Source organism: Bradyrhizobium sp. SZCCHNS30572, from assembly GCF_032484415.1.
Lineage (GTDB): Bacteria > Pseudomonadota > Alphaproteobacteria > Rhizobiales > Xanthobacteraceae > Bradyrhizobium.
The window spans coordinates 513,198-527,489 of the sequence record NZ_JAUESY010000002.1; the positions used below are offsets into that span (position 1 = coordinate 513,198).

The window sequence follows — 14,292 nt, forward strand, 5'->3', positions numbered from 1 at the left end:
GCTACGCCATCGCCCGCTCGGGCAGGAGCTCGGCGATCTGCACCGCATTGAGCGCAGCGCCCTTGAGCAGCTGATCGGCGGCAACGAACATCGCGATCGAGTGGCCTGACGGATCGGACAGATCCTTGCGGATGCGGCCGACCAGCACGTCGTCCTGGCCGGAGGCGTCGACGGGCATCGGGAAGTAGTTCTTGGCGCGGTCGTCGACCACGCGCACGCCGGGCGCGGTCGCCAGGATGCGGCGGACGTCGTCCTCCGAGATCGGCTTCTCGCATTCGAAGGTGATGGATTCACAATGGGCGCGCAGCACCGGCACGCGGACGCAGGTGACGCCGATGGCGATGCCTTCGTCCTCAAAGATCTTGCGGGTCTCGTTGATGACCTTGGTTTCCTCGTCGTTGTAGCCGGTCTCGGGATCGATGGCGGTGTTGTGGCTGAACAGGTTGAAGGCGAACGGATGTGGCATCACCTTGGGCGCATAGACCTGGCCGTTGAGGCTCGCGCGGGTCGACTGCACCAGCTCGTCCATCGCCGCCGCACCGGCGCCGCTGGCGGCCTGATAGGTCGAGATGATCACGCGCTTGATGCGATTCTTCTGATGGATCGGCCACAGCGGCACCAGCGCCGTGATGGCCGCGCAGTTTGGATTGGCGATGATGCCCTTGTGGTCGCGGATTCGGCGGGCGTTGATCTCCGGGATCACCAGCGGCACGTTCGGATCCATGCGGAAGGCCGAGGAATTGTCGACCACCACGGCGCCGGAGCGCACGGCGATCGGCGCGAACTTCTTGGAAATGCCGCCGCCGGCCGAGAACAGCGCGATGTCGACGCCCTCGAAGGAGCGTTCGGTCAGCTCCTCGATCACGATGGTCTGGCCGCGGAAGGTCAGGGTCTGGCCGGCCGAGCGGGCGCTCGCCAGCGCCTTGAGCTTGCCGACGCGGACGTTGCGGCGGTCCAGGGTGGCGATGAATTCGGCGCCGACGGCGCCGGTCACGCCGACGATGGCAATGGTGGGATCGTGGGACACGTCTCAAGTCTCCGGTTGAAATTCGGGCAATAAAAAAGCCCCGGACCTTCATCAGGCGGGGCTTCGGTTCGAAGATGGTCGCAATCGAGTTCGACTACGCGCGCACGCCTCCCGAGGCCCTCATGGGCTTGGTGGTTTTCGTCGTGCGTTTGGTCGAGATCGACATGGCGCGGGACCATAGGGGCGGTCGGAACCGCCGTCAACGGCCGAAATGGACGAAAACGGCGCCATCGCGGTTGAATCGGGGGCCGTCCTGACGCAATAAGCCGGCCATGAGCTCCTCGGCCAGCGACCTTCCCAACCATTTCGAACTGCTCGGCAATGACGGCGCGGCCCGCACCGGCCGGCTGACGACGCCGCATGGCGTGGTCCGCACCCCGGCCTTCATGCCGGTCGGCACCGCCGGCGCCATGAAGGGCATCCACTGGCGCGACGTCCGCGAGGCCGGCGCCGACATCGTGCTCGGCAACACCTATCACCTGATGCTGCGGCCCACGGCGGAGCGCATCGCCGCGCTTGGCGGCCTGCAGCGCTTCACCGGCTGGGGCGGGCCGATGCTGACCGATTCCGGCGGCTTCCAGGTGATGTCGCTGTCGGGTTTACGCAAGGTGACCGAGCAGGCGGTGACGTTCCGCTCGCACATCGACGGCGCGAAAATCGAGCTGTCGCCGGAGCGCGCCATCGAGGTGCAGCGCCTGCTCAACTCCGACATCGCGATGCAGCTCGACGAATGCGTGCGGCTGCCGGCCGAGCGCGACGATATCGAGCGCGCGATGCGGCTGTCGCTGCGCTGGGCCGAACGCTGCCGCCGCGCCTTCGAGAGTGCGCCGGCGGGCTACATGCTGTTCGGCATCGTGCAGGGCGGCGATGTGCCCGCACTGCGCGTCGCCAGCGCGCAGGCGCTGGTCGACATCGGCTTCCACGGCTATGCGATCGGCGGCCTGGCCGTCGGCGAGCCGCAGGCGGTCATGCTCGAGATGATCGAGGCGACCGCGCCGGTGCTGCCGGCCGACCGTCCGCGCTACCTGATGGGTGTCGGCACGCCTGACGATCTCCTGGAGTCGGTCCGGCGCGGCATCGACATGTTCGACTGCGTGCTGCCGACCCGCAACGGCCGCCACGGCGTCGCCTACACACGCTTCGGGCCGGTGAACCTGCGCAATGCGCGTCATGCCGACGATGACAGGCCGCTGGATGAGGAGAGCCCGTGGCCGGCGGCGCGCAGCTATGCCCGCGCCTATCTGCATCATCTGATCAAGGCCGGCGAGGCGCTCGGCGCCACGCTGCTGTCGGAAATCAACATTGCCTACTTCCAGCAATTGATGGCCGGGATGCGCGCGGCGATCGCACAAGGGCGCTTCACGGAATTCTACGAGCGCACCAAGGCCGATTGGGCGCGCGGCGACATCGCCCCGCGCGCCGGCTGACGGTCGCTTCAGGTGAAGGCCGTCAGCTCGTTGTGAGCCCGGCCCTATGCGCCGGCCCTCATGAAATTGTGCTGATCATGCATTGCCGACCTGCCCGATGGCCGACGTTACGTTATCCTCGGCGACGGAACGGCCGTGACATCACGTCGCGGAACTCTCTCGCCCTGGCGCCGTTCAGTTGCAGACCGTTCAGTTGCAGACGAAGCGGCTTTTCACGGAGTGCTTGGTGACGAAGCCATAGCCGCAGGTGTCGCAGGTCCAGAGATAGCTGATCGCATTGTCAGCCAAATATGCCGACGCCTCCGCGGCAATCATGGAGTCGGCGCAGACCGGGCATGTCGGCAGATCGCAGCCGCGAGGATTCGGGCGTGCGGTTGCGGTCGACACGAGATCAGCGAGTGCTGACATATTGACCTCCTGGACGATCTCTTTGTTGTTGGTGGCGATCTCTGCTTGAACGACGTCAATTTCGAAAAGGGTCGATTTCGAACGAGTCGCGTTCGAACGGGTCTATTTCCGACGAGTCCAACTTTCGCGGATATCAAGTCCGTCACACAAAGAGTTTGTTTGGGTGGTCTGTTCTTATGTCTATTCTACAACGGTGCTGTCGTTTGGCACGAACGCCCCGATTGTATCACTCCGAAGATGACATCTTGCTGATGTCCGCCCGGGTTGCAGTCGACCTGCACCGTGAATCTTCGTCCGGCTGAAATCAAGCATACACCGAGTTTATTGACCTTGTCGCAACACAAATGCGTTGGTTTTTCGCAATTTAGCCACGACTTGTTGTGCGCCGCGATCGTCCTAAGATCGCGCAAACGTGCTTGCGCAGCGCAACAGGCTCGCTGAAGATGGTCGGAATCGTTGTCGACGTCGCGCGGGGCGCGCAGAGGAGTGATTTCATGGAGTCGTCAGCACAGCGTCCCGGACGCGGGCGCGTATTTGATTCAATTGTCGACGCGTTCGGCAATACGCCGATTGTGCGGTTGCGAAAGCTGCCGGAGCAAAATGGCGTCAAGGCGACCATCCTCGCCAAGCTGGAATACTTCAATCCCGCCGCGAGCGTGAAGGATCGGATCGGCGTCGGCATGATCCTGGCGATGGAGCAGGCCGGCGTGATCAAGCCCGACACCGTGCTGATCGAGCCGACCTCGGGCAATACCGGCATCGCGCTGGCCTTCGTTGCTGCGGCGCGCGGCTACAAGCTGAAGCTGGTGATGCCGGAGTCGATGTCGGTGGAGCGGCGCAAGATGCTCGCGTTCCTCGGCGCTGAGATCGTGCTGACGCCGGCTTCGCAGGGCATGAAAGGCGCCATCGCCACCGCCGAAGAGCTGTTGCGGACGACGCCGAACTCGGTGATGCCGCAGCAGTTCAAGAACCTCGCAAACCCGGACATCCATCGCCGCACCACCGCCGAGGAGATCTGGAACGACACGGCGGGCAATATCGACGTGTTCGTCGCCGGCGTCGGCACCGGCGGCACCATCACCGGCGTGGGCCAGGTGCTGAAGTCGCGCAAGCCCGGCATCAAGGTGGTCGCGGTCGAGCCGGAGGAGAGCCCGGTGCTGTCGGGCGGCCAGCACTCGCCGCACAAGATCCAGGGCATCGGCGCCGGCTTCGTGCCCGACATTCTCGACCGGTCCGTGATCGACGAGATCGTCAAGATCAACAGCACCACCGCCATCGAGACCTCGCGCGCGCTGGCCCGCACCGAGGGCATTCCCGGCGGTATCTCCTCGGGCGCGGCGATTGCGGCCGCAATCGAGATCGGCAAGCGACCGGAAAGCGCGGGCAAGACGATCCTGGCGATCGTGCCCTCGTTCTCCGAACGTTATCTGTCCACCGCGCTGTTCGAGGGGATCTGATCATGGCCGACCAGCCGCGGCGGCCCCGCACGCTCGCTGACGCCCGTACCGAGGCTGAGGCCGCGTTCAAGAAGGTGACCACCAAGCCGGTGGAGGCGCCGCCGAAGAAGGCGGCGGTTCCTGGCGTGCGCGAGCAGGTGACGTTGCGGATCGACCAGGACGTTCTCGAGCACTTTCAGTCCGAAGGGCCGGGCTGGCAGGACCGCATCAATGCGGCGCTGCGCAAGGCGGCAGGGCTCTGAGGGCCGGCTGCATTCTAACGAACAAGCCCGGAGCTCGTGCTCCGGGCTTTTTTTACGTGGGAAAGACGAAGACGTTTACCGGCGCAGCGCGCTGCCGAGCACACCGCCCATCATGCCACCGATGAAGGCGGCGCCGGCGGCGTTGCCCGCGTTGTCCTGCGGCGGCGGATTGCGATAGACCGGCGCACCCTGCGGCGGCGGGCCGCCGGCCGCGACGTTGCCCGCCGGCTTGGCGCGGCGCGGCCTGGCCTCATCGCCGACTGCGGCGGTCGCCGGCGCCGGCTGCGGCTCTGCCAGCAGCGCCTTGTGCTGCAGCTTGGTCAGGAATCCGGTCGACGGATAGCCTCGGGCCGCCTGCCAGCGCTTCATGACGCCGCGGGTCTGGTCGTCGAACACGCCCGTCATCTTGGTGTCGAAGCCAAGACCGGTCAGCCGCCGCTGCACGTCGCGGCGCTTGGTCTTGTCGAGGCCGATCTGATCCTCGCTGACCTGAGTGCCTTCCTCGGTATAGGTGGCGGGATCGACGCCCTTGGCCACGTTGCGGGTGGCGGTGTTGATGGCGCCGCTCTCGATCGCGGCGATGCGCGCCATCGCCAGCGACTTGAACTGCCCGTTCGGGTAGGTCGAGAGATAGGCGTTGAGCTCTTCCGGCTTGTTGGAGTCCTTCACCGAGCGCCAGAATTCGAGCTCGGCTTCGCCTGCGGTCACGGTGGCCGTCGCGACGGCCGGCGTCGTCCCGGCCGTGGCGGCCGTTGCAGCAGGGGCAGCCGCCGGGTTGAGGTAGACCGCGCCGATCAGGTTGGTATGCCCCCAGGGCAATTGGCCCTTGCTGGTCTCCTCATTGACCTGGGCGCGCACGGCGGTCATGGCCTGCTGAATCTCGACGCCGGGCTGGGCGATGTGCGAGATCAGCGCGCGGGTAAACGGGCTGTTGGCGCCGGCCTCGCCGTCGAGGGCGGTCTGGCCCGGGCCGGTGGCGAACGCGATCAGCGTGCCCTCGCCGGACTTCATCTCGGCCAGACCGGTCTGCACCGACACGCTGCGGGTCGGCGAGTTCGACTTGATCTTGGCGGCGAACGGATTGTCGCGGCAGGCATCGAGGAACACCAGCTTGACCTTGGCGTCCCCCATCGTCTGGTCGAGCGTCACGTCGATATTGATGGCCGAGCCCAGCTTGACGTCCATTTCCGACTTCAGGTCGGCGTCGACCGGCAGCAGGTAGTTGGTGCCCGCAATGGCGATGCCGTGCCCGGCGTAATAGAACACCGCGATGTCGGCGCCCTGCGCCTTGCGACCGAAATCGAGCAGCTTCTCGGTCATCTTGTCGCGCGTGAGATTGGTGCCCTCGACGACGTCGAAGCCGACGTTGCGCAGGGTGGCCGCCATGGCCTTGGCGTCGACCGGCGGGTTCGGCAGTTGAGCCACGCTCTTATAGGCGCCGTTTCCGACGACGAAGGCGACGCGGCGGTCGGCCTTGGCGGTTTCAGCGGTCAGCGCCATGCAGAGCAGGGACAGGGCGACGGTGAGATAGCGCATCAGGAGATCCCCCAACGATCAAGCGAAGCGTTCACTGCAGCATTTGTCGCGGATCGGCGCGAAAAGTCTTGTTCCCAGGCAAAAAATCACGCTTCCGCCACAAACCAGTTCGCGGGTGTTGCGCCCGATCCACGACGATCGCGTGTGGCGCGCCGGTTCCGTGATCCGGATCACGCCGTTTGAGGGGCCCCCGGCGCCTTAGGTCCCTGCCGAACTGCCCATCGGCACGGCCCGAGGCTGCGGCGGACGCAGGTTCAGCAGGTTTCCGGCCAGAATCAACGCAGCGCCAATCACGGTCAATCCGTCGAGACGCTCCGCATAGACCAGCCAGCCGACGGTGGCGGTCAGCGGAACGCGGAGAAAATCCATGGGCACCACGATGGTGGCGTCGGCGTAGAGCAGCGCGCGCGTCATGCAGAAATGCGAGAAGGTCCCACAGAATGCGACGAGGAGGATCCAGCCCCAGGTCGCGGCCGAGGGCGGCGTCCAGAATACGAGCGAAGGGATGAGGCCGGCGATGGACTGCACCACTAGCATCCAAAAGATGATCGACACGGTGGGCTCGGTGCGCGTCAGCAGCTTGACCAGCGCGATCGAGATACCGAAGCCGACCGCGGCGGCCAGCGCGATGAGCTGTCCCGGATTGACCGCCCCGGTATCCGGGCGGACGATCACGACGACGCCGACGAGGCCGAGCCCGATCGCCGCCAGCTTGAACAGGGTGATGCGCTCGCCGAGGAAGGCTGCCGCCAGCAGTGCCGTCCAGATCGGCATCGTGAACTCGATCGCCACCACCTGGCCGATCGGGATCAAGATGAGCGCGAAGAACCAGCCGAGCTGCGCGCCGTAATGGACGAGGTTGCGCGCCGCGTGCTGCTTGAGGCGCGAAGTGCGCAGCCTGGCAAAGCCGCCGCTCAATGCGATGACCGGCGACAGCATCACCAGGCCGATCAGGCAGCGCAGCTCCATCAGCTCGAACACGTTGAGCTCGCGCATGGCTTCGCGTCCGGCCACCGCCATCACCAGCATCAGGCTGAGCCAGCCCGTCATCCACAGTGCGGCGATCAGTTTCGAAGCGGGACGATTCATGAGGTGGCGGGGAGAGGGAGGAGGGCGGCGAAGGCGGGCTGTATCACCTCGCGTGCAGAGCAATGCAAATGAAATCAACGGTGCAGTGCACCAACGCCGCTGCAGGCTTTGCTCGCGACGGACGCGTGCCATCGAGAAAAACGTGGAGTGTGGCTGTGTTTCGTCCTAAAGCGACCGCCGCGATACAGCCCAAGGCAGCCAGAGACACGACATGACCGAACGCGCCGCTTCAGCCGACTTCGTGACCGCCTTTGCCACCGGCTGGCCGGAGCGGGAGCCTCATCTCATGGTGCTGTCGCTGACCACCCATAAAGGTGTGCAGGACTTCGCCATGACGCGGGAGCAGGCGCTGCTGGTCGCCAAGACCATCAAGCGCACCGCCGCGCAGCTTGCTCCGGCGCCCTCCGCAGGTGCGATCCCCGGCGCCAAGCGCGGCGGTTGATCGAGATCACCGCGACAGTGAAATGTTGGCTGCGCGGAACTGGCTGTCGGCCCGGATCGACACGGACTGCCTCTTGCCGCGGGTGGCGAGCGCGATGTTGGCGTTGAAGCCGGCGGTGGTCGCGAGCAGCTGGAAGTTGCCGCCGCCGCCACGGCCCTGCAGCACGCCATTGATGCCGCGGCTGCTCTCACTCCAGGTCCCCGAGATGGCCGAGCCCTCAGCGATCACCTCGGCCTGTAGCCCGAACTTGTAGGCATCGCTGGCGCAGGTCAGGACGAGCGTCATCCGCGGTCCCGAGACGCCGTAATTGGCCCGGCACCGGATGCGCTCGGTTGAGCCGTCCTCAAGGGCAACCGTGCCGCTGCCGCCCCACGTTCCGGCCATGCCGGTGAAGGGGCCCGGATCGGCGTGTCCCGGCGAGGCGGTCATACCCGCTGTCAAAACGACGGCGGCGGCCGCGGCCCGCCGCACCATCTTCAGGAACGTGTGCGCGCCGTTACAGGCGCGAAGCCTGCCAGCGGCCGCTACAGGGGATGCCGGCCGAGGCGCCGTTCCACTTGCCCGAGCCAGAATTGCCGTTGAGCTGCCCATTCGCATATGCGCCATTGATGGAGACCTTGACGAGGCCTTCGCGTCCAATCGAACCCGACACATTGGCGCCAGCCGCAGAAATCTTACCGTCTGCGACGATCAAGGTCGAGCTGGCCGTGGGCTCGCAGCTGCCACTGTTGGTGACGATCGTCACCTGCCACTGACCGTCATAGGGCGACTGGGCGAATGCGGGGGCGGCCGAGCTACCCACCAGGATCGACGCGGCGAAAGCCATTCCAATGCGGTCGAGACGCATGAATCGTTGTCCCTCAATGTCGTTTGATTGGTACCTTATTTGGAGGAATTGTGACGAAAATTTGCCGCAGCGCCGCAACGAATTTTTATCGAGCAATTTCAGTCCATTAACGATTAATGCGGAACCCGGCTTTGAGCCATTCGGGCGGCATTGTGCGCAAACTGCGCCTTCGCCCACCACATGAGCGGACGACCGCCCACATCCTTCCGCTGACCGCCCATGCTGCCGTTCGCAGGGCACCGCGAAGGCGCCAGCCGGGGAGGATGTCCACAACTTATCGGGGCGATGCGATCAGATGTTCAGTGCGGGGTGAGGCTGGGCGCGTTGGTCGCGAACTGCTCGTCCTGCGGCTTGGCCGGAATCGTGCCGGTCGCCTTGGCCGATTCGACGACATCGCCGAGCAACTTGAGCCCGAGCGGTGCGAGAGCGCGCTCCCACAGCTCGCGCGCGGTCTCGCCCTTCTTGACGAAGCACCATTCCTGGGCGGCGATGGCGCCGGCATCCATGCGGTCGGCGAGGTGGTAGATGGTGCCGCCGGCGATCGGATCGCCCTCCTTGATGGTCCACTCCACTGCGGCGATGCCCCGGTGGCGCGGCAGCAGCGAAGGATGGTAGCCGATGCCGCCGAGCCGGGCGGCTGCGACGGCCTCGTGGGTGACGCGGGCGTGGCTATGTGCCGTGACGATCAGGTCCGTGTCGGGGGCGACCTCGCCGGCGGGCACGACCTTCGGATTGGCCTGGACCACGACCTCGATCCCGGCTGCTCGCGCCGCCGCTGCGAGCCGGTCCTCGCCATCATGAACGACGACCCGCGCGATCTCGATTCCTCTCTCGCGCAGCATGTTCAGTGTGGCGACACCGAAATGGCGGGAGCCGACGAGAGTGATGCGCATGGTCAGGGATCTTCCACGGTTGGGGGCTGGATCCGGTCGGGCTCTGACCGGATGAAACGGGTCAAACCAAGCCTTGGCCTTCAGGTCAAGCGCCTGCTGGGTCGTCGTCACAGTCTGGCTTCGTCCGGCCGGCGGAGGCGCTGGGGGACCCAAACGGGAACGGGAAAGCCGCGCCGATCCAGAGTTGGGCGGCCGCTTCAACCTCGCCGAATGCCGTGGGGCGCCATCAAGGTGCAGGCCGAGATGACCGTGGCGGATGACACACCCTCGTTGGGACCTGCGGCAGCATCAGATGGACCGCGAGGCAGGACCGATACCCGAAGCTCGCCGAAAGGTTGTGTCCGGACCGGTGCCGCATCGCGGCATGCCCGTCGACAGGCCTCAAACCCACAGGAGCGAACTATCAGTTGAACTGATGAGGACGACCGAAGGTGCTATCCTGGTGGCTCATGGGTTCGATCTGGCCGATCTGCGAACGCAATTCGCCTCAGCCAATGGCTGAGTGGATAGATAAACCTTTGATTGTATAATTAGTTGTTGGTCTGCGTATTAAAACTGACGCTTCTGCATATGACGAAGATAATTTCTTAAAGGCCACGGAGCACAATGCTCCGGCCGCTCCGCCGCGCGGCCGGATAGCCGGGTGCCGCGCCTGTCACCAATCCCTGGGCAACAGCACCCGGTTATTTGCCGGCGGTCATGTGGATTCCGGCGGCGGAAGGTCGATGCCGAGGGCTTCGCAAAGCGGTCCGAGATGTTTCTCGTAGCGGCGCCAGCTTCCGATCGACCGGCGGTAGATCGGCTCGCGCACCTGCATCAGGCTCGCCGTGCGCACCATGCGCTCGGTGCGATGGAAGTCGAGGCAGGCATCCTCCCAGTCGAGGCCGCAATGATCGAGCACGCGGCGCGACACGCCCTCGAGGTCGTCGACCAGGTCCTCGTATCGAACGTCCATCAGGACGCCGGGCGGCAGAACCTGGTGCCAGTGTTCCATCACGCCCTCATAGCCCCGGTAGTAGTGGCCGAGCTCGGTGAGGTCGTAAGCAAAGGGCTGTGAGCCGGTGAACAGCAGCGAGTAGCAGGAAACGCAATTGTCGAGCGGGTCGCGCCGCGTGTTGATGATCCTGGCGCGCGGGAACGCCGCATGGATCATCCCGACGAACAGGAAGTTCAGCGGCATCTTGTCGACGATGCGCTCGGCCTCGGGCGCCAAGGTCCGAACGCGGGCGGTGTACTCCTGACCGATCTTCGTCATCTCCTCGGGTGGCAGCAGCGTGATCAGATCGGGATACGCCGGAACGATCTTCTGGCGGTTGGCGCATTCGCCGACGAGATCCTTGAAGGTCTCGAGCTCGCCCGCGCCGAAGACCTTGGAATGGCTGGCCAGCACCTGCTCCATCAGGGTGGTTCCGGAGCGCGGCATGCCGACGATGAAGATCGGGGCCCAGGAGTCGTCGCCGTGCCCTGCAACCATGCGAAAGAACTCCGGCGTGAAGCGCGCCGCGACATTTTTCATCATGCCGAGCCGCTGCTCGGAGTCGTAGTCGAAGGTCTTGCGCTTGAGGGTGTTCGCCTTGTGCAGATGCGAGAAGGCCTGGTCGTAGTCCTTCAGGTCGGACAACGCCTTGCCCATCGCGAAATGGGCTGCGATCTGCTTCTCCTGATCGAGACGGTCGACGCGTTCGAGGAGCTGCCGCAGACCAGGAAGCCGGCTGTCGTCCGGCTTGAACTTCGACATGTTCGCGAGATTGAGATGGATCGGCGCGTCGTCCGGCGCCAGCTCCAAGGCCTTCTGGAACGCCGCCGTCGCCTCGTCGAAGCGGCCGAGCGCCTGGTAGGCGACGCCGAGATTGTTGTAGGAGCCGAAGCGTTCCGGCTTGATCTTGATGGCCAGCAGGTTCTGCTCGATCGATTCCTCGAGCCGGTTGAGCTCAAGGAAGGCATTGCCGAGATTGCCATAGGCGTCGGCATAGTCGGGCCGGCTCGCGATCGCCCGCTTGTAGTGCTCGATGGCGCGCTCGCGATGGCCCTGGCGCAGCAGCACGTTGGCGATGTTGTTGTGGGTCTCGGCGTGTTCAGGACTGAAGTCGAGAACCTTGAGATAGTGCTTCGCCGCCTCGATGTCCTTGCCCGCCGTATAGAGCAGGTTGCCGAGCGCAAAATGCGCATCGAGGTGCTGCGGCTTGTTGTCGATCGCGCGCCGGAGCAGGGCCATCGCCTCGTCGATCAGCCCCTGGTTCTGGCGCACCATGGCGAAGGCATAGAGGATGCCGGCGTGGCTCGGCGCCAGCGCAAGTGCCGTCTCGTAGTGCTGGACGGCCGTCTCATAATGGCCGGCGGAGGCCTCGACGGCTCCGATGCTGCCATGGGCCTCGGCGGACTTGTCGTTCACCGCGACCGCGCGCCGGAAGAACTCCTTGGCCTCGTCGAGCCGGTTGGCGGTGGTGCAGACCATGCCGAGCCCGACCAGCGCGTCGAACTGGTTCGGCTGCCCCGCGAGGATCAGCTTGAAGATCGTCTCGGCATCCTTGAAGTCACCGCGGCCTTGCAGCTTCTTTGCCACGGCGGCGGCGCCTTCGGCCAGAGTCTGCAGCGATCCGGCCTGCTGCGAAGCGAAGGAAAGCGATGCTGTCGTCGGCGTCACCACGGGCGGAGCGACGTTCACCGGCTGGGGCGGCTTGGCGCCCGCGATCGCCTCGGCAATCGTCGGCCGCACGGCCTCGCTGCCGAGCGCATCGAGCAGCGGCTTGAGCCGGTCGCCATACATGCGCCAGCGGCCGACCGATCCGGAGAACAGCGGCTTACGGACCTGGACCAGGCTGGCGGTGTTCACCGGACGCTCGTTCTCGTGGAACGACAGGCAGGCGTCATCCCAATCGAGCCCGCAATGCGCAACGATCTTGCGGGCATGCGCATCGAAGTCGCGCACCATGTCCTCATACGTCACCTCCAGCATGACGCCCTCTGGCAGCACCGAGCGCCAATGGCTCATCAAGGCGTCGTAGGCCCGGTAGTAGCGGCCGAGCTCGGCCAGATCGTAGGCGAAGGGCTGCGGCTCGGCGAACAGTTGGGTGTAGCAGGACAGGCAGGTGTCGATCGGATTGCGCCGGACGTGAATGATCCGGGCATTCGGCAGCGCGAGATGGATCAGCCCGGCGAACAGGAAGTTCGACGGCATCTTGTCGACGATGCGCTTGGTGTCCGCCGGCAGGTCCGTGAACCGGTCGAGATAGGCGTGCGCGAGGGTCGTGATGTCGGCGTCGGACAGCTTGGCGAGCATCTCCGGATAGTCACCGCGGTCACGATCGGTGAACAGCCCCGCGGCGGCCGCGAAATAGTTGACCTCGCCGGCGCCATGCACGGCGGAATGGCTGGCGAGGAGCTGCTCGACCAGGCTGGTGCCGGACCGGGGCATGCCGATGACGAACACCGGCGCGTGCGATGGATCGCCATGGCTTGCGCGCGCCTGTAGCATGTCCCTGGAGAACACCGCGCGGATGCGCTCGATCTGGCGCAGCGTCTGGTTCTCGTCATAGTTGATGCGGCGGCGCTCGAGAGCATTGCCGGCGTTGAGGTGCACCAGCGACCGTTCGCCGTCCTTGATGTCGGCATAAGCCCGCCCGAGGGTGAAGTGCAGGGCGATGCGCGCATCCTCGGTGAGTGTCTCCGATCTCGCGGCCAGATCCTGCAGAGGTACCCAGCGCGCGTCGTCGACCGCGAACGGCTTGACCACGCCGTAATTGAGGTGCGTGCCGATACTGCGCGGGTTGACAGCCAGGGCCGATTCATACGCGAGCGCCGCCTCGTCGAGCCGCCCAAGGATCATCAGCACGCCAGCGAGATGGTTCATCGTCGTCGCATCGCGGGGATCGTGGGCGAGGGCGGTTCGATAGCTCGCGACGGCGTCCTCGTAGCGCTGGATGTCGCGCAGCGCATCGCCGCGGTTGCGGTGGGCGACGGCATAGTCGGGGCGCCGGCGCACCGCCTCGTCGTAATGCGCGAGCGCCAGGTCGTGCTTGCCGCGCGATCGCAGCGCATTGGCGAGGTTGTTATGGGCCTCCGGGAAGTCCGGCCGCGCGGCGATGGCACGCTCGTAATGGAAGATGGCGGCAGGGCCGCTCTTCATCTCCAGGTGCAGATTGCCGAGATTGTAGTGCGCCTCTGCGAGCCGGGGGTTCAGGGCAAGGGCCTGCTGATAGGTGTGGATCGCGGCGTCGAGCTGACCGGTGGCCTGCTGACAGCCGCCGATGTTGAGCAGCACGACCGGCGCGTTGGGCTGGATCGCGAGCGCGCGCGAGTAGTGGACAATGGCTTCCGAGTGCCGCCCAAGCATGCGGCAGGCGTCGCCAAGGCTGGCGGCGGCTGCGGCGAAATCCGGCCGCGCGTCGAGTGCGGCCTCGTGATGCGCGAGCGCGCGCTCGTACTGGTCGAGGCGCTGCAAGGCAAAGCCGAGCGCCTGGTGCGCATCGGCGCTGCCCGCGTCCGCAGCCAGCAACAGCTCCAGATGCCGAACCGCGCCGGCAGGATCGCCGAGGCTGGTGAGCGCGCTGCCGAGCAGAAGCCTGGCCTCGGTCGAGGTCTCGTCGAGCGCGACGGCGCGCTGCAGATGCGCGCTCGCTTTGGCGAGGTCGCCGAGGCCTGCGAAGGACTTGCCGAGCGACAGGTGCAGATCCGCGGCGTCACCGGCTTCCTCTGCGGCCTGGTCGAGCAGGTCGCGTGCCTCATGTGTGTCGCCGAGCTGCAGGCGGACCATGGCGAGGCTGCACAGGGTGCGGAAATGACGGGGCTGAAGCGAAAGAACCTTCCGGTAGGCCTGCTCGGCGATGCGCAAGGCTTGATCATTGAGCGCGGCCGCCGACGGCTGTCTGCCGTCGGACGCTGCGGGGACGAGGCGGGGACGGAAGGCGACGGCGAGCTCGTTCAT

The 14,292-nt window shown here is 65.6% G+C and carries 12 protein-coding genes; 4 read left to right on the top strand and 8 right to left on the bottom strand.

Annotation, left to right across the window (positions count from 1 at the left end; all coding sequences use genetic code 11):
* Position 1: 1 nt before the first annotated feature.
* On the bottom strand, positions 2–1,027 hold the full coding sequence (locus QX048_RS07460; protein ID WP_316191257.1) for an aspartate-semialdehyde dehydrogenase: 1,026 nt from the start codon (positions 1,025–1,027) through the stop codon (positions 2–4).
* Positions 1,028–1,299: 272 nt separating this feature from the next.
* On the opposite strand from QX048_RS07460, the gene tgt reads away from it, so the two are divergent.
* Positions 1,300–2,454, top strand: coding sequence for a tRNA guanosine(34) transglycosylase Tgt (tgt, locus tag QX048_RS07465; RefSeq protein ID WP_315711780.1), 1,155 nt, complete (start codon positions 1,300–1,302; stop codon positions 2,452–2,454).
* Positions 2,455–2,643: 189 nt separating this feature from the next.
* Here tgt and QX048_RS07470 read toward each other — a convergent pair whose 3' ends face one another.
* Positions 2,644–2,862, bottom strand: coding sequence for a hypothetical protein (locus QX048_RS07470; RefSeq protein WP_315711782.1), 219 nt, complete (start codon positions 2,860–2,862; stop codon positions 2,644–2,646).
* A 494-nt stretch (positions 2,863–3,356) separates the two neighbouring features.
* Here QX048_RS07470 and cysK point away from each other — a divergent pair, with 494 nt between their 5' ends.
* Positions 3,357–4,319 (top strand): cysteine synthase A, encoded by a 963-nt coding sequence (gene cysK / locus QX048_RS07475; RefSeq protein ID WP_316191256.1) that lies wholly within the window; start codon positions 3,357–3,359, stop codon positions 4,317–4,319.
* Positions 4,320–4,321: 2 nt separating this feature from the next.
* Positions 4,322–4,561 (top strand): BrnA antitoxin family protein, encoded by a 240-nt coding sequence (locus QX048_RS07480; RefSeq protein ID WP_315711784.1) that lies wholly within the window; start codon positions 4,322–4,324, stop codon positions 4,559–4,561.
* A gap of 75 nt (positions 4,562–4,636) precedes the next feature.
* Here the strand turns inward: QX048_RS07480 and QX048_RS07485 are convergent, their stop codons facing one another.
* Both QX048_RS07485 and QX048_RS07490 read right to left on the bottom strand, forming a co-directional pair.
* Positions 4,637–6,097, bottom strand: a complete 1,461-nt coding sequence (locus tag QX048_RS07485) for a caspase family protein (protein WP_316191255.1) — start codon at positions 6,095–6,097, stop codon at positions 4,637–4,639.
* Positions 6,098–6,295: 198 nt separating this feature from the next.
* Entirely contained in the window at positions 6,296–7,186 is an 891-nt protein-coding gene (locus tag QX048_RS07490) for a DMT family transporter (RefSeq protein ID WP_316200440.1), read from the bottom strand.
* A 211-nt stretch (positions 7,187–7,397) separates the two neighbouring features.
* Between QX048_RS07490 and QX048_RS07495 the strand changes: the two genes are divergently transcribed.
* Positions 7,398–7,628 carry a hypothetical protein gene (locus tag QX048_RS07495; protein WP_315711788.1) on the top strand — a complete coding sequence of 77 codons (231 nt, stop codon included), beginning with the start codon at positions 7,398–7,400 and terminating at the stop codon, positions 7,626–7,628.
* 6 nt (positions 7,629–7,634) lie between these two features.
* Here QX048_RS07495 and QX048_RS07500 read toward each other — a convergent pair whose 3' ends face one another.
* The 4 genes from QX048_RS07500 to QX048_RS07515 form a co-directional block, all read right to left on the bottom strand.
* Positions 7,635–8,102 carry a hypothetical protein gene (locus QX048_RS07500; RefSeq protein WP_410052165.1) on the bottom strand — a complete coding sequence of 156 codons (468 nt, stop codon included), beginning with the start codon at positions 8,100–8,102 and terminating at the stop codon, positions 7,635–7,637.
* 22 nt (positions 8,103–8,124) lie between these two features.
* Positions 8,125–8,475, bottom strand: coding sequence for a hypothetical protein (locus QX048_RS07505; RefSeq protein ID WP_315751045.1), 351 nt, complete (start codon positions 8,473–8,475; stop codon positions 8,125–8,127).
* 299 nt (positions 8,476–8,774) lie between these two features.
* Positions 8,775–9,368 (bottom strand): formyltransferase family protein, encoded by a 594-nt coding sequence (locus tag QX048_RS07510; protein ID WP_316191252.1) that lies wholly within the window; start codon positions 9,366–9,368, stop codon positions 8,775–8,777.
* A gap of 697 nt (positions 9,369–10,065) precedes the next feature.
* Positions 10,066–14,292, bottom strand: coding sequence for a sulfotransferase (locus tag QX048_RS07515; RefSeq protein WP_316175363.1), 4,227 nt, complete (start codon positions 14,290–14,292; stop codon positions 10,066–10,068).